This is a genomic window from Clostridioides sp. LIBA-6822, assembly GCF_056688955.1.
This window is the reverse complement of the sequence record NZ_CP196995.1, coordinates 1,403,677-1,425,427: the sequence shown is the minus strand read 5'-3', so window position 1 is coordinate 1,425,427 and position 21,751 is coordinate 1,403,677. Positions and strand designations below refer to the sequence as shown.

Sequence of the window (21,751 nt, the reverse complement as noted above, 5' to 3'; positions counted from 1 at the left end):
ATCAATCCAAATGTAGAATATTTTCTACATCTCTTCCAACTATACATGTACCAATATTTTCGATATTGAATACCTTATCAACAACTTTCTTTACTAAATTGATATCAACATTATTTATACATTCAAGTATTTCATCTGTAGTTTTTACTTTTTTACTAAGTAACATAGATTTACCAGTAGACATCATTCTACTGCTAGTACTTTCTAAATCCAATATATAATTGCCTTTTAATTGTTCCTTACTTTCATATATTTCTTTTTCTGTAAGATAGTTTTTCCTTATGTTTTCAATTTCCTCTTTTATTAAATTATAAACATCTTGCAGATTTTCTGTACTCATACTTGCAAATATGCCTAATTCTCCACATTTTCTGTATAATGTCTGTGATGAGTATATGGAATATACTAAACCTTTTTCCTCCCTTATTTTCTGAAAAAGTCTTGAGCTTATACTTCCACCAAAGATATTATTTACTACTGCCATTGAATATACTTCGTCATCATTTTCAAATGGAATACCTTTTAAGCACATAGCTAAGTTTACCTGTTCAGTATCTTTATTTTTTGATATAAAACAAGGATTGAATTTAGCCTCGTTTATTTCTATATTCAATTTTTTCTTTTCCCAGTGTCCAAATTTCGATTTGATTTTATCTACCATATCATCAAAATTAAAGTTTCCAGCTATAGAAATAACAGCGTTATTTGGAATATAATACTTGTTTAAGTATTCTAACATTGATTCCCTAGTTATATTGTATAGAGAATCTTTTGTCCCAATTATATTCATTCCTAAACCATCATTAGCATATATATTTTCTACTAATAAATCATAAGATAAGTCATCTGGAGAATCTTCGTACATCTTAAGTTCTTCCAATATTATAAGTCTTTCCTTATCTATATCATTTTTATCAAATTTAGAATTTAGTATCATATCACTTAATACATCAATTCCTGTATCTATATGCTCATCTATTAATTTTACATAATAACATGTACATTCTTTACTTGTAAATGCATTTATTTGCCCACCCAAATTGTCTATTGAACTAGCAATCTCCTTTGATGTTCTGTTTTTGGTTCCTTTAAACATCATATGCTCTATAAAATGAGAAGTTCCACTCACCTGTGCTTCTTCTATCCTAGAGCCTGCATTTATCCAAATACCTAATGTTATTGACTTTAGATATGGTATTTCTTCACCAATTATTGTAAGCCCATTTTCCAGTATTTTTGTCTTATACATTACATTCTCCTAAAAATTTATTCTTTGTTTTATATTGGATTATTGAAAACACTATATTTTAATTATATTTATTTTTATATGTATTACATTATAAGTCAGTCTTTTAATTAATTCAACTACAACTTATACAATCTTAATCAAATATTTACACTTTGTCTATTTAAAAACATCACTGAGTTTACCTGGTTTTAATCCTTTCTCCCTTACAATTGCTATAATATCATCTATACATTTTGTCGTTGCATCGGTTGGGTGCATTAAGATTATACTATTATCTTTAATATCTTTTTTCTTCATTCTATCAATTATTACTTCTGGTTGGTCTTTATACTTCCAGTCTATAGTGTCAGCATCCCATTTTATTGAGGTATATCCTAATGCTTTAGCTGCTTTTACTGTCTCTGGACCGAAAGAACCTGCTGGTGCTTGAAAAAATTTAGTTTTTTCACCTATGATTTCTTCAATTATTTTTTTAGATGTCTCTATTTGTTCATAATTATCTTCATATGATAATGTCGAATAATCTAAATGTTTGTATCCATGATTGCCTATTTCATGTCCCTGTTTTTTTATCTTTAATAATTCATCCTTATTCTTTTCTGCCCACTTACCTGTTACATTAAAAGTAATTTTTACATCTTCCTTTTTAAGAGTCTCTAAAATAGATTCCACATACTCTGTTTCCCATCCAAGGTCTATATTACAAGTTAATGCAACATATCCACTTTTATCTTTTGTGCCTCTTTCATATGGTAAATCTACCCCATTAAAGAAGTTGAATACTGGTTTATTATTAAACATTTTTAATACCATTACTCCTCCTGATAGCCCTAATAATAAAACTAAAATTAGTATTATTATTTTCTTGAGTTTACTCTTGTTAAGTACCATCATTATCATTAAAACTCCCCCTAATTATGTACAAATTGTTTCTTATTTAATACTATTAAAAGAAAGCTTTATTTATGCACTAAATATGATGTAAATACTTTTTTACATGTCAATATAATATATATCATTTAAGAAGATATATATTTACATTAAAAAAAGCAAAATCATAAGATTTTGCCTTTAATTATTTATTATATTATTTATTTTTATGTTCTGGTTTTGGTAAAAGAACTTTTCTTGATAAATTAACTCTTCCTTTTTCATCTATTTCTGTAACTTTAACTTCAACTTCATCTCCTATATTTAATACATCTTCAACTTTAGCAACTCTTTCATGAGCTATATGAGATATATGAAGTAATCCTTCTTTTCCTGGAAGTATTTCAATAAATGCACCAAAGTTCATTATTCTGCTTACTTTACCTTTATAAGTTTTTCCTACTTCTGGTTCGATTACTATATTATTTATAAGTTCTTGAGCTTTCTTAATCATATCAATCTCAATACCTGATATAAATACTTCTCCAGTTTGTTCGATATCTATCTTAACTCCAGTTTCATCTATTATCTTAGTTATTATCTTTCCACCAGGTCCTATTACATCCTTTATTTTATCAGGATTTATTTGCATTTTAACAATCTTAGGTGCATATGGTGAAAGTTCTGGTTTTGGTTGAGATATAGTTTTTCTCATTTCTCCTAGTATATGGATTCTACCTTCTTTAGCTTGTTTTAAAGCTCTTTGTAGAATTTCCTTATCTATACCATCTATTTTTATGTCCATTTGTATTGCTGTTATACCATATTCTGTACCAGCTACTTTAAAGTCCATATCTCCTAAATGGTCTTCCATACCTTGTATATCTGAAAGTACTGCAACCTTACCATCATGTTTTATAAGTCCCATAGCTATACCTGCAACCATATCTTTTATGGGTACACCTGCATCAAGTAAAGATAATGTTGAACCACATACACTTGCTTGAGATGTAGAACCATTTGAACTTAATACCTCAGAAACTAATCTAATAGCATAAGGGAAGTCTTCTTGAGATGGTATCACTGGTAATAAAGCTCTTTCTGCTAAAGCACCATGTCCTATTTCTCTTCTTCCTGGTCCTCTTGATGGTCTAGCTTCCCCAACACTATATGCAGGGAAATTATAATGATGCATATATCTCTTATTTTCTTCTTCATCTAATCCATCTAACTTTTGAACATCTCCTAAAGCACCTAAAGTAGCCACATTAAGTACTTGAGTTTGACCTCTAGTAAATATAGCCGAACCATGAGCTCTAGGTATCATACCAGTTTCACACCATATAGGTCTTATTTCTTCTAATTTTCTATTATCTGGTCTTACATTTTCATGTACTATAAGCTTTCTTACTTCTTCTTTTATTATATCTTGTAATACTTCTTCTATATCTCCAATATAATCTTCAAAATCTTCAAGAGTTTCTTCAAAGTGAGCTAAAGTTTCTTCTTTAACTCTATCCATATTTTCCATTCTCTCTAATTTTTCAAAAGTTTGAACTGCTTCTTTCATCTTATCAGTTGCAAATTCACGAACTAATTGAGTTATTTCTTCTCCTGCATGGTACAATTCAACTTCTAATTTTTCTTTTCCAACTTCTGCAACTATACCATCTATAAACTCAACTACTTTTTTGATTTCTTGATGTGCAAATAAAATAGCCTCTAACATCACATCATCAGGAACTTCATCTGCTCCTGCTTCAACCATCATTATTGCTTCTTTTGTACCTGAAACAACTAAGTGCATTGAACTTTTTTCTCTTTGTTCTGCATTTGGATTTACAACAAAGGCACCATCTACAAGACCAACACATACTGAACCAGTTGGTCCATTAAATGGTATGTCTGATATAGAAAGGGCTATAGAAGAACCTATCATTGCGACTATATCTGGTGTGCAATCTTGGTCTACTGATAAAACAGTTGCAACTACCTGAACATCATTTCTAAATCCTTTTGGGAATAATGGTCTTATTGGTCTATCTATCAATCTTGATGTAAGTATCGCTTTTTCTGAAGGCTTACCTTCTCTTTTTAAAAAGCCTCCTGGTATCTTACCTACAGAGTATAATTTTTCTTCATAATCTACACTTAAAGGAAAGAAGTCTATTCCGTCTCTAGGTTTAGCCGATTTAGTTGTATTCACCATTACCATACTATCACTGTATCTAACTATACAGCTACCACTAGTCATTTCACAAATTTTTCCTATTTCTACAGAAAGTTCTCTTCCTGCAAAATCCATTTTAAATATTTTATGTTCAAACATTAATGCTTGTCCTCCTCTTATTAAAAACACGTATATCACTCTATTTACTATATTATCAAAAATACTATAAATTAACAATATAAAATTATCTTTACACATATATGCAAAAAGCTTATATTACTACTAATTAGAGCAACTTATAGCTAATATATCTGGCCCTGTATGAGAGCAAATAGAAACGCCTCCTCGAGTAAATAACACTCTTCTTGCTTTTATTCTTTTGTTTACTTCTTCTTTTAATATTTCACAATCATGAAGATTATCTCCACAACCTATCGTAACAATTTTTCCTTCTAAAGACCCTTCATTCATCTCTAATATTATATCAACCAATTTACTTGCTATATTCTTTACTCCTCTAACCTTATTTACTAACTTAGCTTCCCCATTATCAAAGAAAAATATAGGCTTTATATTCAACATATTTCCTATCAAAGCAGTTGCCACTGGAACCCTTCCGCTTTGTTTTAAAAAATCAAGTGTATATGGTGCGAAAAGTAATCTCACACTACTACGAGTATTTTCTAATTCTTCTATAATTTCTTCAAATGCCAATCCTTCTTCAAGAAGTTCACATGCTTTTATAACATATTGTCCACTACCAAGAGATAAGTTTCGAGTATCAAATATATGTATTTTTTCATTTTCATCTACATCATTTTTAGCTATCATAGCACTTTGAAAAGTCCCTGATGCATTTGCTGCTCCTGTCATGCAGATTATATGGTATCCATCTTCTACAAACCTATCAAATACTTCCTTAAACTCCATATATGTAGCCTGTGATGTTTTAGGTATTTGCTTAATTTCTTTTACTTTTTTATAAAACTCTTCTTTATTTATATCTACTCCTTCTATATATTCTCTATCATTAAAAATAACTGTAAGTGGAACTATTTCTATATAATCTTTTTCTGATATTTCATCTGGAATATCACATAAACTATCACATACTAACTTTATTTTCAAAATAATATCCTCCTTATTCCAACTAATTATACTGTTATAAAGTTTCTATATTTATATTGTCTTTCCTTTTAAATTAATTATGTATTTATATATTTCTCTAATATTCTTACCCAATATTATTCATTTTATAATTTTTTATAATATATAAACTACTTTTATTATTAACTATTTTACTTTATAATGAATTAACTATAAAAAAGCAGGTATACACTATACCTGCTTTTTTATAAAGAATGAAATTACTTTCTTAATCCTAACTTAGCTATTAATGCTCTATATCCTTCAAGATCTTTTTCTTTTAAGTAAGCTAATAAGTTTCTTCTTCTACCAACCATTTTTAATAGTCCTCTTCTTGAATGGTGGTCTTTCTTATGAGTTTTTAAATGTCCATTTAACTCGTTTATTCTAGCTGTTAATAAAGCTATTTGTACTTCTGGAGAACCAGTATCTCCTTCAACTCTTCCAAATTCTTTGATTATTTCTGACTTGTTTATCATTTAGATTACCTCCGTATTTTTTTAGAAACGCCTATTACTAAGCATTGATTGGAGTATTCAAATGCCGAGTAATGGTTATTTTCCTTAATCATTTTATCATACATTACTTGTTTTTGCAAACATAGTTTTCGTATACATAATTTGTGTCATTAAACAATTGATTTTTTAAGTCATCTATTGAATTAAATTTTCTCTCATCCCTTATTCTTTCCAAAAACTCAACAATTATATTTTTACCATAAATATCTCTGTCAAACTCTAAAATATTGGTTTCAATAGATAAAGATTTTCCATTGACTGTTGGGTTATAGCCTACATTTGTAGCACCAAAATAAGCCTCATCTCCAATATGTACAATAGAAGCATAAATACCTCTCTTTGGAACGAGCATATTGTTCTTAAGGTCAATATTTGCTGTTGGAAATCCCATAGTTCTTCCAAGGTGTTTAGAATGTATAACACACCCTTCTAACTTGTAATTACGACCTAAATACTCTTTAACATTAGCCATGTCGCCTTGGGATACTAAACTTCTAATATAAGTACTACTCACTCTTACATCATTTATTTTGATTGGTTTTATTACTTCTACCTCAAAACCAAATTCATGTTCTAAGCTTTTTAATAGATTAACATTACCTTCTTTTGCTCTTGCAAATGTAAAGTCATGGCCAATTACTATTTTTTTAGCTTTTAATTTTTTTACTAGTATCTCGTCTACGAAATCCTTTGCAGGTATTTTAGTCATATACTCATCAAATGGTATGATTACAACTATATCTATTCCCAAGTCTTCTAATAATTTTATCTTGTCATTATTGCTTATAATATTTTTTGTTGAGTTTGGTCTAAAGTAATTTACAGGATGATTTGCAAAGGTAAATACAATACTTTGTATATTTTGTTTTTTTGCATATTCAACTGTTTTTTTTATAAGAACTTGATGTCCTTTGTGTACACCATCAAAGTTTCCTATGGTAATGACGCTTTCTTTTATGTTTGCTATTTCTGCTATAGATTTTATAATCACCATAATAAATGTTCCCCGCTAAAATTATAATTTACTCTTAACTTATTCACAAACTATTATAGCATAAGTAAAAGAGATAGACTATAGAAGTTATTATAGTACTATCTCTTTTGGAATTCTTTTAAATACATTAATTATATGAACATCTTATCACTTTTAACACTTATTGTATTATTATGTTTTGATAATTTTCCTAATCCTAAGAAGTTATCTGTGCTATACACCCTTACAAATTCATCATTCTTATTGAGATTATCTTTCAAAAATCTTTTATCATCTATTGAACCACCATTGCTATAATATTTTATAGCATTAGGATTTAATACAATATAATTAAATGAATCAAGTACATAATCTATATCATATAAGTGTTTGTCTAAAGTTTTATTTTCATAAAATGATTCTAGTTCTTCTAATGTTATTGAATTATCTAAATCAAATTTACCAGAAGATGTTCTATTCAAAAATGACATATGTGCTCCACAACCTAGGTATTCTCCTATATCATGACAAATACTTCTTACATAAGTCCCTTTAGAACACTCAACATAAAACATTACTTTGTTACCTTTTATACTGAGTATTTTTATGTCTTTTATATTCACTCTTCTAGTTTTTAAAGTAATTTCAGATTGTCTACCACTTCTTACTAAATCACACATTCTCTTTCCATTTACTTTTAAAGCTGAATAGATTGGAGGAAGCTGACTTATTTCTCCTCTTTGTGTATCAAAAGCTTTTTCTATATCTTCATTACTCAACTTAAAATCATCAACTTTTTTTAAAATTTCACCTGAGGCATCATAAGTATCTGTACTTATACCTAAAGTAAGCTCACATATATATGATTTATCTTTGTTTAAAATAACTTCACATACTTTTGTAGCTTTTCCTATACAGATTGGTAAAACACCTGAAGCATCTGGGTCAAGAGTACCTGTATGACCGACTTTTTTTATATTTAAAATCTTTCTCACTCTACTTACAACATCATGAGATGTCATACCTGTAGGTTTCAATATACTTATAATCTTATTCATTTTACTGTCACCTTAAATTGATTTTAACACTGCCTCTAATACCATTTTTTTTGCATTCTCAACATTATCTCTAATAGTACATCCAGCAGCTCTTACATGACCACCACCGCCAAATAACTTGGCTATTTCACTTACATCAACATAATTTTTTGACCTAAAACTTACTTTAATTTCATCTTGTTTTTTCTCTTTAAATAGAATTCCAACTTCAATTCCTTTTATATCTCTTGTATATGTTGTTATTCCATCAACATCGTTGAAACTTGTATTATTTCTATTCATCATGTCTTGAGTTAAAACTATACTAGATACTTTTGAATCAAATATTTCCAAAGATTTTAAAGCTTCTCCTAATAATTTATAGTAATCAGAAGAATTACTTTGATATATATTTTGTATTATAGTATTTTTTTCTGCACCTAAAACAAGTAAATTTTTTGCCATTTCAAAACTACTTGCATGCACATTTGAATATGAAAAGTTTCCAGTATCAGTTACAAGACCTGTATATAAACATGTTGCTATATCTTTATTTATAATCTCAATATCTTTTATTTGCTGGAATCTAATCAATAAATTATAAACTAGCTCACATGTAGAGGATGCATCCATATCTACATAATTTAAATCCCCATATGAATCATTACTAGCATGATGGTCAATACAGATTACTTTTGATGCATTACTTTTGATTTCATCACTTACGCATATTCTCATTTCATCTCCACAATCAAGTGCTATTAGAGAATACTGATTCATATCAAGTTCATTAGACTTATAAATTTTTACGTCTTCAACCAAAAACTTTAAATTTAATGGTGCTTCATCATCAAGTACATAATATACTTTTTTCCCTAAGTTTTTTAATGTATAATACATCGAAAGTGTAGAACCAATATTATCTCCATCTGGGCTAATATGAGAGGTAACTATAAAATAGTCACCCTCATAAATATGGTTTATAATACTATCAATATTATTCATCATAATTTTCATCCTCATTTTTTTGAGTATTTTTTTCATTAACTCTTTTTATAAGGCTATCCATATACATTCCTTTTTCTATTGAATCATCAAGCTTAAACATTATTTCAGGAATATATCTAAGTTTTATATTTTTTCCTACTTCTCTTCTTATATACCCTCCAGCACTTTTAAGTCCAGTTAGTGTAGATTCTTCATCTCCACCTAAAATGCTTACATATACATAAGCGTATCTTAGGTCATTTGTAACTTCTACATCAGTTACACTTACCATAGATGTTATTCTAGGGTCTTTTACTCCATTTATAAGCATAGTACTTACTACTTTTCTTATTTCTTCTGCTATTCTTCTTGTTCTATTATATGATGCCATACCATCGACCTTCTTTACTAACTGATTTTCTTTGATACGAATTTATAATTTTCTTTCTACTTCTTTAGTTATATAAGCCTCTACTACATCGCCTTCTTTTATATCGTTATAATTTACAAAACTCATACCACATTCGTATCCAGAATTAACTTCTTTTACATCATCTTTAAATCTCTTAAGTGCTGCAAGTTCACCTTCATGTATTATTATACTATCTCTAACTAATCTAACTTTACAGTTTCTAAATATCTTACCATTAGTTACATAACATCCAGCTACTGTTCCAACACCAGATATTTTATATATTTCTCTTATTTCAGCTTTTCCTGTTTCTTCATCAACATATTCAGGGTCTAACATACCAGTCATAGCAGCTTGTATATCTTCTATGGCTTTGTATATTATAGTATATGTTCTTATATCAACATTTTCTTTTTCTCCTAGAGATTCTGCACCTGGAACTGGTCTTACATTGAATCCTATTATTATTGCATTAGAAGCTGCTGCAAGTAATATATCTGATTCTGTTACAGCTCCAACACCTCCATGTATTACTTTAACTTGAACTTCTTCATTTGATAGTTTTTCTAAAGATTGTTTAACTGCCTGTACTGAACCTTGTACGTCTGCTTTTATAACTATATTAAGGTCTTTTATAGAACCTTCACTCATTTGACTAAATAAAACATCTAGTGATAATCTTTGAGTTGATTTTAACATTTCATCTCTGACTATTTGCTGTCTTCTTGCTGCTACACTTCTAGCAATTTTGTCAGTTGGAACCTCAACAAATTGGTCTCCACCTTGTGGAACTTCTGATAAACCTAATATCTCAACTGCTGTAGATGGTCCTGCTGTTTTTACTCTTTTCCCTTTTGCATTTATCATTGCTCTAACTTTACCACATGCAGCACCTGCAACGATTGGGTCACCTACTGTTAAAGTACCACCTTGAACAAGTACTGTTGCAACTGGACCTCTTCCTTTATCAAGCTCAGCTTCTATAACAGTTCCTACTGCTCTTTTATTTGGATTTGCTCTTAATTCTTCCATTTCAGCAACCAATAATACCATTTCTAAAAGTGTATCTATTCCTTCTTTTTTCTTAGCTGATACTGGAACTGCTATTACTTCTCCACCCCAGTCTTCAACTAATAATCCTTGGTCTGCTAATTCTTGTTTTACTTTATCTGGATTTGCACCTGGTTTATCTATTTTATTGATAGCAACTATTAAAGGTACTCCTGCTGCTTTAGCATGGTTTATAGCTTCTACTGTTTGAGGCATTATACCATCATCTGCTGCAACCACTAATATTGCTATATCTGTAACTTGTGCTCCTCTTGCTCTCATTGATGTGAAAGCCTCATGTCCTGGAGTATCTAAAAATACTATTTTTTGTCCATTAATTTTAACTTCTGAAGCACCTATATGCTGAGTTATTCCTCCTGCTTCACCTGAAATTACATCAGTTTTTCTTATTGCATCTAGTAGAGATGTTTTACCATGGTCAACATGTCCCATAACTGTAACAACTGGTGGTCTAGATTTTAAATCCTCTTCTTTATCTTCTTCAATTTCCATTAAAGCTTCTATTTCTAAAGCTTCTGTATCATCACTTTCAGCTACTGTTAGTTCAAATCCATAGTCTTTGGCAACTAAAGCACCAATTTCAAAACTTATCTCTTGATTTATTGTTGCCATAGTTCCCATTTTCATGAGCTTCATAATTACTTCTGATGGAGATTTATCTAACTCTGTTGCTAATGCTTGAACTGTTAGCTTTCCATCTATCTCTATAACATTTTCATTTTCTTTAGATGAAGCTTCATTTAAGAATTCTAATACTAATTCTAATTCTTCTCCTTCTAATACTGAATCTTTATCAGCTACATTTATATCTAATTCAGTTAACTTATTCATAAGCTCTTCATTTGATATATTTAATTTTTCTGCTATTTGGTATACTCTTGTTTTTGACACAAGATCACCCCCTATTTTATTTTAAACTTCTATTAGTTCAATTATCTTTTTAGAAAAATTTTCATCTTTTACTCCTACAACTGCTCTTGGAGATTTTCCTATTGCAAATCCTATTTCCTCTTTTGTTGAAAAAAATAGATATGGAATATTTCTAAAAGTTGATTTATCCTTAAAAAGTTTTTTAGTATTATTTGATGCATCTTCTGCTATTAAAACCAACTTTACTTTTCCTTTTTTCAAGTCAAGCAAAGTTGAGTCATCACCAGACACTATTTTCCCTGCACGAGTTGCGAGCCCTAAGAATGAATGTATTTTTTCTTTATTATTTTTCATATTCTTCTAACTCCATAAGTAGATTATCATAGACTTCATCAGGAACATCTATCTTAAAAGCTTTATTTAATGCTTTGCTTTTGATAGCCTTTTTGAGACATTCAGAGCTTTTACATACATATGCTCCTCTTCCATTAGCTCTTCCTGTTTGGTCTAAAAATATTTTTCCTTCTTTATTTTTAACTATTCTTATAAGCTCTTTTTTAGAGTCTCTATCTTGACATGCTATGCATTTTCTTTGAGGCACTTTTTTTACTTTTTTCAAAATCATCCCTCCTTACTCTTCTTCACTAAAAGTATCATCTGAAGTATCTAACTCTTCTTGGTTGATAAATTCAGCTTTAACATCCTCATCTTCTATTTCTCTGGAATTTTCAAGATTTAACATTTCTTGTTCTGCTTGAGATTCGCTCTTAATATCTATCTTCCAGTTAGTCAATTTTGCTGCAAGTCTTGCATTTTGACCTTCTTTACCTATAGCAAGCGATAACTGATAATCTGGAACAATTACTAAGGCAGATTTTTCATCTTCATTTATATCTACTCTAACAACTTTTGATGGGCTAAGTGCTGCTGATATAAACTCTGCTGGGTCTTCACTATATTTTATTATATCTATTTTTTCATCACCAAGTTCATCCACTATATTTTTTACTCTAAGTCCTTTTGGTCCAACACAAGCTCCAATTGGGTCTATTTTTTCATCTATAGACCTTACTGCCATTTTAGTTCTTGACCCTGCTTCTCTTGCTACAGATTTTATTTGAACTATTCCTTCATATATTTCAGGAACTTCTTCTTCAAACAATCTCTTTACTAGACCTGGATGACTTCTTGATACAACTATTTGAGGTCCTTTATTAGTCTTTTTAACTTCAAGTATATAGAATTTTATTTTTTGACCTGCTTTATAATTCTCAAATGGTATTTGCTCACTTTGAGTCATTATACCTTCTATTCTTCCAAGGTTTACATAAACAATGTTTTTATTTGCTCTAGCAACCTCTCCTGTAACTATTTCATTTTCTTTTTCTATAAATTCATTATACACTATTTCTCTCTCAGCTTCTCTTATTCTTTGAACAACTACTTGTTTTGCTGTCTGAGCTGCAATTCTTCCAAAGTTTTTAGGAGTAACTTCATGCTCTATAATATCGCCTAATTCATAATTAGGGTTTATCTCTCTAGCATCTGCTAACTCTATTTCTAAGAAAGTATCATATAAATCTGATTCATCAACAACAACTCTTTGAGAAAATACTTTTATATCTCCCTTGTCTCTATCAAATTCAACTCTAACGTTTTGTGCTGAACCAAAGTTTTTCTTATATGCAGTTAAAAGAGCTTGTTCTATAGTATCTATAAGTATCTCTTTATCTATACCTCTATCAACCACTAATTCGTTTAGTGCTTCCATAAATTCATGATTCATTTTTTTATTTCCTCCCTATTTAATATACCACTAAAACTTTATTGCTAATCTGACAATAGCAACATCTTTTCTATTAAATTCCATTTCTTCACTATTTACAATGATTTTTATATTATTATCTTCTGTTAGTCCTACAAGTTCACCTTCAAATTGTTTACATCCATTTAATGCTTTATATAGTTTTAAATCTACATCTCTACCTTGGTATCTTACAAAATCTCTATCTTTTTTTAATGCTCTATCAAGTCCTGGAGAAGATACTTCTAAAAAATAATTCTCCTTTATAGGGTCTTTTTCATCTAATATTGGGCTTAATTCTCTACTAACTAATTCACATTCATTTAAAGATATTCCTTCTTCTTTATCTATGTATACTCTTAAGTAGTATTCTCCCGCTTCTTTTACATATTCAACATCAACCATTTCAAATCCATGTTCATCTGTTATTTTAGTTACAATCTCTTCAATTGTAGCTTCTAAATTTTTTTTCATTAAATTTCCTCCTATTCAATTGTAAATGACCAGTTACTATAATTTTAAATAAAACATATTTAATAAAATTAAACTGGTTTTAATAATATATTTAAAATAAAAGAGTGAGAACAGCTGTCTCACTCTTAGTTTCTGCAAAGTATACTATTTTCTATACTATGATATCATAAAATTCTTTTATTTGCAACTTTTTGAACTAACTTAAAACAGTGACAATTGATTTCTCTCACTCATATTCTCAAGTGAACCATGATTAGTAAGAGTTTCTATTACCGTTTTTGATATTTTCGTTCTCTTTCTCAAATCTTCTTTTGATATAAATTCACCATTTTTTCTTTCATTTTGAATATTTATAGCAGCATTACCTCCAAGGCCTTGTATTGCTGCCATTGGTGGAAGTAATGTCTTTTCTCCCACTACTATAAAATCAGTCGCATCTGATTTGTATATATCAACTGGCAATAGCTTTATTCCTCTAGCATACATTTCAAGAGCAACTTCTAATACTGTTAACATACCTTTTTCTTTCGTAGTTGCATCGTTCCCTAATGCTTCAATTTCATTTATTTTTGATTTTATAGAATCTAGACCTTTAACAATTAAATCTGCATCAAAATCTTCAACTTTTGTAGTAAAATAAGTTGCATAAAATGCTTCTGGATAGTGAACTTTACAATATGCAATTCTGAATGATGTCATAACATAAGCAACAGCATGCGCTTTTGGGAACATGTATTTAATCTTTTTACATGAACCTATATACCACTCTGGAACATCATTTTTCTTCATTTCTTCAATATGTTCTGGCTTTAGACCTTTACCTTTTCTTACACTCTCCATTATTGTAAAACTCATTTTTGGAGGTAATCCTTTAAATATTAAATAGTTCATTATATCGTCTCGTGTTGATATAACATCTTTTAACCCAACTATGTCTTCTCTAACTAAATCTTGTGCATTGTTTACCCAAACATCTGTACCATGGGAAAGACCAGATATACGTACAAGCTCAGCAAATGTAGTAGGCTTTGTGTCAAGTAGCATCTGACGTACAAATTTAGTTCCAAACTCAGGTACAGCAAGACAACCTATTGGACAATTTATCTCTTCTGGAGTAACTCCCAATGCCTCTGTAGATGTAAATAAAGACATAGTCTCTTCATCATCTAATGGTATTTCTGTTATATTTATTCCAGTAATATCTTCAAGCATTCTTATTATGGTAGGACCGTCGTGTCCAAGTATATCCAATTTCAGTATTCTACCACTTATTGAATGATAATCAAAGTGAGTAGTTATTACACCACAAGAAGTATCATTTGCTGGATATTGAATAGGTGTAAAATCATACACATCTTTATAATCTGGTATAACCATAACTCCTCCTGGATGCTGTCCTGAAGTTCTTTTTACTCCTGTACAACCATTTGAAAGTCTGAGTACTTCTGCATTTGGTACGCTTATATTATTTTCCTCTACATATTTTCTTGCATATCCAAACGCTGTTTTCTCTGCTACAGTACCTATGGTACCTGCTCTATATACATACCCCTCCCCAAATAATTCTTCTGTGTATTTATGAATTATCGGCTGATAATTTCCAGAGAAATTTAGGTCTATATCTGGCTCTTTATCACCTTCAAAACCCAAAAATACTTCAAATGGTATATCATGACCATTCTTTGCAAGCTTTCTTCCACATTTTGGGCAATCTTTATCTGGTAAATCAACTCCTGAACCCCATTCACCTATTTCATAAAAGAATGAATATTTACAATCTTCATTTTCACAAATATAGTGTGCTGGAAGAGGATTAACTTCTGTTATATCACTCATTGTCGCTGCAAAAGACGACCCAACTGAACCTCTTGAACCAACTAGATAACCATCTGAAAGAGATTTTGCAACTAGTTTCTGAGCTATAATATACATGACTGCATATCCATTACTTATTATCGAATTTAATTCCCTATCTAGTCTTTTTTGAACTATTTCTGGTATTGGTTCCCCATAGATTCGTCTAGCTTTTTCATAACACATTTCTCTTAATTCTACATCTGAACCTTCTATAATTGGTGGATAGGTATCGTCTGGTATAGGTTTTATATCTTCAACCATATCAGCAATTAAATTACTGTTTTCCACTACAACTTCATATGCCAATTCTTCACCAAGATAACCAAATTCTTCTAACATTTCATCTGTTGTTCTAAAATGTAAATAAGTTTCTTCTTCATCTACCTTAAAACCTTGAGAATACTTAAGAACTTTTCTTAACACTGCTTCATGTTTATCTAAAAAATGAACATCTCCAGTGGCTACTGGAATTTTATTAAATTTTTTAGCTGTATCAATTAGCTTTCTATTAAGTTCTCTTAACTCTTCTTCGTCTTTGACTTCTCCTTTATCAATCATAAATCTATTATTATCTATAGGCATTACTTCAATATAGTCATATAAATCTATTATTTTTTTCATTTCGTCATCAGGTACATTTTTCTTTACAGCTTGAAAAACTACTCCTGCTTCACATGCTGAACCAATTATCAAGCCCTCTTTATATTCATTCAATACACTTCTAAGTATTCTTGGAGCTCTGAAAAAATGATTTACATGTGCATCTGAAATTATTTTATATAAGTTTTTTATACCTACAGAATTTTTTGCTATTAAGGTTATATGATTTGTGCTAAGCTTTGTATAATCAATTTTCCCAAGTACATTGTTTACATCACTTAAAGTTTTTGCACCTTTTTCTGTAAGTATCTGTAAAAATTTATTAAATATAAGTGCTGTAGCCTCAGCATCATCTACTGCTCTATGGTGATTCAAAAGAGGTATACCAAGCTCTTTAGCAACAAGATTCAATCTATGTCTTTTTAATTTTGGCAACATGACTCTTGCCAACATAAGGGTATCTACTTTTTTGTTATTGTATAATAAACCTTGTTCTCTACACTTTTGTGATATAAATCCTGTATCAAACTCTGCATTATGTGCTACTAATACACTATCTCCAACAAATTCCATAAACTTAGGGAGAACCTCTTCAATGGTTGGCTTGTCTTTTATTAGCTCATTAGTTATTCCTGTTAATTCTTGTATTTTATAAGAAATATCTTTTTCTGGATTTATTAATTCACTAAATCTATCTACAATCTTAAAATTTTCTATTTTTACAGCACCAATTTCAGTTATTTTATCATTTGTATTGGAAAATCCAGTTGTCTCTATATCAAATACAACAAATGTTTGTGAAAGTTCTTTGTCATTTGCATCCTCTATAATAAGAGAATCATCTTCAACCAAGTATCCCTCTACTCCATAAAGTATTTTTATGTTATTTGCCTTACCTGCATTCATAGCATCAGGAAATCCTTGTACGACACCATGGTCTGTTATAGCAATAGCAGGATGTCCCCATTTAGCTGCACGTTCTACAAGCTTTTTGACAGAACAAATAGCATCCATAGAAGACATTTGTGTATGTGCATGTAATTCTACTCTTTTTTCTTCTGATTTGTCTTCTCTCTCTGGCCTAGATTCTTTTCTTATCCCACTAATCATCATACTAATTTCTCTTTGATATGTATCATAAACTATGTCACCTTTGATTTTTAAATATGCTCCTTTTTTAACATTTTCAAGTACTCCATCTTTATTTGTGTCTGTTAAAAATAGTTTACAACTTATTGAACTCGTATAGTCTGTAATTGATGCTATCATAAGTATTTTTCCGTTTTTAAGTTCCTTAGTTTCAACATCAAATATATCCCCAACAACTGCAACTGTTCCAGAAGATGAGTTTAATTCAGCTATATTCTCAATCATGGCATTTGCATTATCTCCATAGACTAAGTTTTCATCTACTTCAGACTTAATGACATAACTTTCTTCTTCATGTTCTTCACAATTATTAATCTTTCCAATTTCTAAAGCTCTAATTTTTTCTTCCATCTCTCTATCATTAATTCTTATAAGTCTCTCTTTATTTATCTTTTCATCAACAGCCTTTTCAATTGTTATATTTAAATCTAATCCTAGCTCTTCACTAAGCACAGTTCTAAGCACATAAATTACATTTTTTTTCATTAATCGCTCATAAAATATACCTTTGGGAAGTTTTATTTTTAGTTCTTCATCTAAACAAAGAAATTCTACTTGTTTATACCATCCTGCTATAGATGGACAAAGATACTTCAATATATACAATATATTATTCCAATATTTTTTTATGACATCTTTATTAGATTTTCTTTCAAAACCAGTGAACCTTATCTTCATTCTCATATCTTTAAAGTAATCGAGTTTATACATCAATTCCTCTTTAAATTTATCTAAAAGCTCATGAGAAACAATATCTTTAGAAGTTAGGTAAAAGTAAACTATCTTGTCTTCTTTAAAATAAACTACTCTATTTATGTAAACTTCTTTAAGTTGCTTTCCAAGACCACTATTGTTAATTTCCAACTTATCTAAATATTCCTTAATACTTTCCATGTATATCCTCCTTTCTCAAAATTATCTTTTATATATTATTACCACTTTTTATCTATTTCTATCTATTATTCACTTATCTTTACTTAGAATTAATATTATAACATAAAAATTTTGCTAATATTAACTTTATACCTTGTAAATTATATACAAAAAGACTATAGATAATTTAAATAAAATGAAAACTACCCATAGTCTGTATTTTTTACTTATGTATTACTTGTATTGAGGAACCTCAAAAACTAAACTGCTTCCTCCTCCATAAAGACCAATTAGATTTTCCATAATCCCAGAAATTCCATTCGCCCAATTTACATCAGTTGCATATTGATGCCATGTATAATCATAATTCCACTTCATCTTGTAAATAGTATTTTGATTATATTTAGAACTGTTTATATAATTTTGAGATATCCACTTTGCAGAACCATCTATAGTAGCTTCTACACTAGTCCATCCATTAGAGTATGCTGCTTCTGCCCCTGAAACATTAGCACTTTTATCTATTGCTCCTATTCCAAAAAAATTGTATACTTTAACTGGTTTACTAAGAGGTTGTCCCTTATAAGATGTTAGCGTCTGACCTTGTGCAAGTGTAGATTTGCCATAGGCAGTTTCCCACATAGCATGTGATACCAGATATACAACATCTATATTGTACTTCTTAGCAGCATTTATAAATGCTGCTCCTTGATTTTTAAAGATACTAGAAGATAGACCATTAAGATATGAGTTTAAACTCGATTCTGAAATACCTCCTCTATAACTATTAATCTTCAAAAACTGCATCATACCTTTAGTAGTATTTGTAAAGTTTTTAGGATTTAAATAATACTCTATATCACTTGAACTTGCATTTACAAATGAACTTGTTCTCTGGGCTGAAAAAGTACTATATTCAGGACTTGGAGTGCTTTTTCTATTTCCTGGTGCTACTACATTTCCTCCTGCTGCTGCTTTCTCAACTTGTTTACTTATGTGAGATGCTAAAGTATAACTCAAAGATTTATAATCAATTTTAGCTCCACTTATACCAGACATTCCATTTACTTGACCTGATGATGATGAATTATTTCCACTATTATTAGAATTACTATTTGAGTTATCATTATTCGAATTGTCATTATTCGAATTGTCATTGCCTGTTGAATTAGATAAATAATTACCTACTACAAAGGCTTCTTTATTATTAAAATTAATTTTAGCCCATCCACTACTTTCTGATAATACTTCTACTTTACTTCCTTTATAGACCTTTCCTAACTTACTATATGTAGAACCAGGTCCACTCCTTACATTTAAAGAAGCTGTATTTACAACTTTATCAGTATTTTTTTTATCATTATTTTGATTAGAATTATCTGAATTACTTTGGCTTACATCTGATAAGTACATACTAGATACATATGCATCTTTTCCATTATACTTTATTTTAGACCATCCATTACTCTCTGAAAGTACTTCCACTTTACTTCCTTTTGGTAACTTACCTAATAAACCATAACTTGTATTCGGCCCACTTCTTACATTTAGTGAAGTTGTATTTACTTGTTTAGTTTTTGAGTTATTAGTTGAGTTTGAAAAATCTCCTAAATAAGAACTAGATACATATCCTAATCTTCCATCATATTTGATTTTAGACCATCCATTACTCTCTGATATTACTTCTACCTTTTGTCCTTTTTTTAATACAGTTATTATTCTATAACTTGTACCTGCTCCATTTCTCATATTTAAACTATTTGAAGTAACTTGTTTTTCTTTATTTGTAGATGTTCTTAAAGAATCACCATTTGATTTTGCTATATATTTTGACGAAGCCCAACCTTCTTGTCCAGATTCAGCTTTTATTTTATACCATCCATCAGAAGAGTCTTTAATCAAAACCTTGTCATCTTTCTTAGCAACAAAGGCTATACTACTTTCGGCAGTTGGCTCATTTCTTACATTTAAATAATTTATAGTCACTATACCTACATCACCATCAGCATGTGCATTTATCATACTTAAGGGTAATACAGCTAATGTTGCTAACGCTGCTTTTTTCTTCACGTACTTCCCCGCCCTTCTTATACACTAAAACAATTTTAATATAATTATACGACAACTTGTGATTTTAGTAAATATTGTCTATTTACATTTTGTATACATTCTTTTTATAAATTCTTTATTCTTCTTATTAAGCTATAGGTTTTTTAAATATGAAAATAGATTTTTTTTATAGTACTTGTAATGTTACATGTGATTACCACATAAATTTATTTTGAGAATACCAAACTTATTTTAAAAACACTGAGTTCTAATAAAGTAACATAAACATCCTAATATGTAGTACAATTTATATATAATAATTTGGAGGTGTAACTATGGATGCAAATAACTTAAAAGAATTGATAGCTAATCATAACAATATAGTATTTTTTGGTGGAGCTGGTGTGTCAACTGAGTCTAATATCCCAGACTTTAGAAGTTCTACTGGACTGTTTAGTCAGAAACTTAATAAACAATTTACTGCTGAACAATTAGTTTCACATACTTTTTTTGTTAGATACCCAGAAGATTTTTTTGAATTTTATAAAGATAAATTAATATATCCTAATGCAAAGCCAAACAATGCTCACATAGCTTTAGCAAAACTAGAAGAGATGGGTAAGCTTAAAGCAGTGATAACTCAAAATATTGATGGTCTTCATCAAATGGCTGGAAGTAAAAATGTTTTAGAATTACATGGCTCTGTACACAGAAATTATTGCACTAAATGTGGTAAGTTTTTTGATTTAGAAGCTATGTTAAACTTAGGTGGTAATATTCCTTACTGTGACAACTGTGGTTCTATAGTAAAACCTGATGTAGTGCTTTATGAAGAAGCTCTCGACAATGATGTTATTACTAAAACAATCTCTGCTATAAGTAATGCTGACTTACTAATCATAGGGGGTACATCATTAGCTGTATATCCAGCTGCAAGTTTTATAGATTATTATAAAGGTAACTATATAGCTCTTATTAATAAAGCAAATACAGTTTATGATAAATCAGCTTCTCTTGTAATAAATAAGCCTATTGGAGAAGTTTTATATGATGCTGTATTAAGACAAATGTAGATTTATTTCACTATTTTTACTATATATATGAGTTTTTATGTTGAATTTAAAGTTTATTTTTAGTATTATCTTTGTTATGATGTTTTAGTAAAAATATGAATAACTTGAAAGGAGCTTTTTATGAAACTAAAAACTATATCCTTACCAGAACTTAATAATTTAGACCCAACACTAGAATCTACATTTATCAAAATGGGTGAAGAACAAGGTGAATTAGCTGAATGTATAGGTAAATTCAGAAATCTAAGTGGAGAAAATAATGACTTAGATGAAGTTGATATTATAAAGAAAACTGCTAAGGAGCTAATGGATGTAGCTCAGACATGTGTTACTATGATGTTTAAGCTAGAAGAGCAATATGGTATTAATCTTGATGAAATACGCAAAGAACATATAAGTAAGTTAGAAAAAAGAGGCTACATAAAAAATATAGATAAGTAAGATTTATTGTTTGTACATTTTTATTGCTTGTACATTATTGAAGTAAATATTTAAAGATGGTATCACAAAATGATTTTTTACTTACATTTGAAATACCATCTTTTTTATTTATATCATTTTTAATATTT

Annotated in this window: 18 protein-coding genes; 2 read left to right on the top strand and 16 right to left on the bottom strand. The window is 29.5% G+C overall.

Features of this window, described 5'->3' with window-relative positions; genetic code table 11:
• Window position 1 precedes the first annotated feature (1 nt).
• From ACTG48_RS06885 to ACTG48_RS06810, 16 genes are all read right to left on the bottom strand, one after another.
• Window positions 2-1,249, bottom strand: coding sequence for a M16 family metallopeptidase (locus tag ACTG48_RS06885; RefSeq protein WP_021384000.1), 1,248 nt, complete (start codon window positions 1,247-1,249; stop codon window positions 2-4).
• 156 nt (window positions 1,250-1,405) lie between these two features.
• On the bottom strand, window positions 1,406-2,149 hold the full coding sequence (locus ACTG48_RS06880; RefSeq protein WP_021384066.1) for a polysaccharide deacetylase family protein: 744 nt from the start codon (window positions 2,147-2,149) through the stop codon (window positions 1,406-1,408).
• A 187-nt stretch (window positions 2,150-2,336) separates the two neighbouring features.
• Complete coding sequence (pnp, locus tag ACTG48_RS06875) at window positions 2,337-4,448, bottom strand: polyribonucleotide nucleotidyltransferase (protein WP_169465617.1); 2,112 nt, start codon at window positions 4,446-4,448, stop codon at window positions 2,337-2,339.
• A gap of 123 nt (window positions 4,449-4,571) precedes the next feature.
• On the bottom strand, window positions 4,572-5,417 hold the full coding sequence (locus ACTG48_RS06870) for a DegV family protein (protein WP_021384058.1): 846 nt from the start codon (window positions 5,415-5,417) through the stop codon (window positions 4,572-4,574).
• Between the two features lie 239 nt (window positions 5,418-5,656).
• Window positions 5,657-5,914, bottom strand: a complete 258-nt coding sequence (rpsO, locus tag ACTG48_RS06865; protein ID WP_021384061.1) for a 30S ribosomal protein S15 — start codon at window positions 5,912-5,914, stop codon at window positions 5,657-5,659.
• Between the two features lie 103 nt (window positions 5,915-6,017).
• Window positions 6,018-6,947 (bottom strand): bifunctional riboflavin kinase/FAD synthetase, encoded by a 930-nt coding sequence (locus ACTG48_RS06860; protein ID WP_021384038.1) that lies wholly within the window; start codon window positions 6,945-6,947, stop codon window positions 6,018-6,020.
• Between the two features lie 131 nt (window positions 6,948-7,078).
• Entirely contained in the window at window positions 7,079-7,984 is a 906-nt protein-coding gene (truB, locus tag ACTG48_RS06855) for a tRNA pseudouridine(55) synthase TruB (protein ID WP_021384020.1), read from the bottom strand.
• Window positions 7,985-7,996: 12 nt separating this feature from the next.
• Window positions 7,997-8,980 carry a DHH family phosphoesterase gene (locus tag ACTG48_RS06850; RefSeq protein WP_154106825.1) on the bottom strand — a complete coding sequence of 328 codons (984 nt, stop codon included), beginning with the start codon at window positions 8,978-8,980 and terminating at the stop codon, window positions 7,997-7,999.
• Complete coding sequence (gene rbfA, locus ACTG48_RS06845) at window positions 8,961-9,341, bottom strand: 30S ribosome-binding factor RbfA (RefSeq protein WP_021384033.1); 381 nt, start codon at window positions 9,339-9,341, stop codon at window positions 8,961-8,963. Before rbfA ends, ACTG48_RS06850 begins: the two co-directional genes overlap by 20 nt.
• A gap of 42 nt (window positions 9,342-9,383) precedes the next feature.
• Window positions 9,384-11,324, bottom strand: a complete 1,941-nt coding sequence (gene infB / locus ACTG48_RS06840) for a translation initiation factor IF-2 (protein ID WP_479918415.1) — start codon at window positions 11,322-11,324, stop codon at window positions 9,384-9,386.
• Between the two features lie 21 nt (window positions 11,325-11,345).
• A complete protein-coding gene (locus tag ACTG48_RS06835; RefSeq protein WP_021384040.1) occupies window positions 11,346-11,657 on the bottom strand; it encodes a L7Ae/L30e/S12e/Gadd45 family ribosomal protein in 312 nt (103 codons plus the stop codon).
• Window positions 11,647-11,928, bottom strand: a complete 282-nt coding sequence (gene rnpM, locus ACTG48_RS06830) for an RNase P modulator RnpM (RefSeq protein WP_044213074.1) — start codon at window positions 11,926-11,928, stop codon at window positions 11,647-11,649. Before rnpM ends, ACTG48_RS06835 begins: the two co-directional genes overlap by 11 nt.
• Window positions 11,929-11,934: 6 nt before the next feature.
• A complete protein-coding gene (gene nusA, locus ACTG48_RS06825) occupies window positions 11,935-13,089 on the bottom strand; it encodes a transcription termination factor NusA (RefSeq protein ID WP_479918414.1) in 1,155 nt (384 codons plus the stop codon).
• 30 nt (window positions 13,090-13,119) lie between these two features.
• Window positions 13,120-13,581: a ribosome maturation factor RimP gene (locus ACTG48_RS06820; protein ID WP_021384019.1), complete on the bottom strand. Its 462-nt coding sequence runs from the start codon at window positions 13,579-13,581 to the stop codon at window positions 13,120-13,122.
• A gap of 201 nt (window positions 13,582-13,782) precedes the next feature.
• Window positions 13,783-18,081 carry a PolC-type DNA polymerase III gene (locus ACTG48_RS06815; protein WP_021384036.1) on the bottom strand — a complete coding sequence of 1,433 codons (4,299 nt, stop codon included), beginning with the start codon at window positions 18,079-18,081 and terminating at the stop codon, window positions 13,783-13,785.
• 213 nt (window positions 18,082-18,294) lie between these two features.
• Window positions 18,295-20,130 (bottom strand): SH3 domain-containing protein, encoded by a 1,836-nt coding sequence (locus ACTG48_RS06810; protein WP_479918413.1) that lies wholly within the window; start codon window positions 20,128-20,130, stop codon window positions 18,295-18,297.
• A 314-nt stretch (window positions 20,131-20,444) separates the two neighbouring features.
• On the opposite strand from ACTG48_RS06810, the gene ACTG48_RS06805 reads away from it, so the two are divergent.
• Window positions 20,445-21,182, top strand: coding sequence for an NAD-dependent protein deacylase (locus ACTG48_RS06805; protein ID WP_021384028.1), 738 nt, complete (start codon window positions 20,445-20,447; stop codon window positions 21,180-21,182).
• A gap of 120 nt (window positions 21,183-21,302) precedes the next feature.
• Window positions 21,303-21,623, top strand: coding sequence for a MazG-like family protein (locus ACTG48_RS06800; protein WP_021384031.1), 321 nt, complete (start codon window positions 21,303-21,305; stop codon window positions 21,621-21,623).
• The last annotated feature ends 128 nt before the right edge of the window (window positions 21,624-21,751 follow it).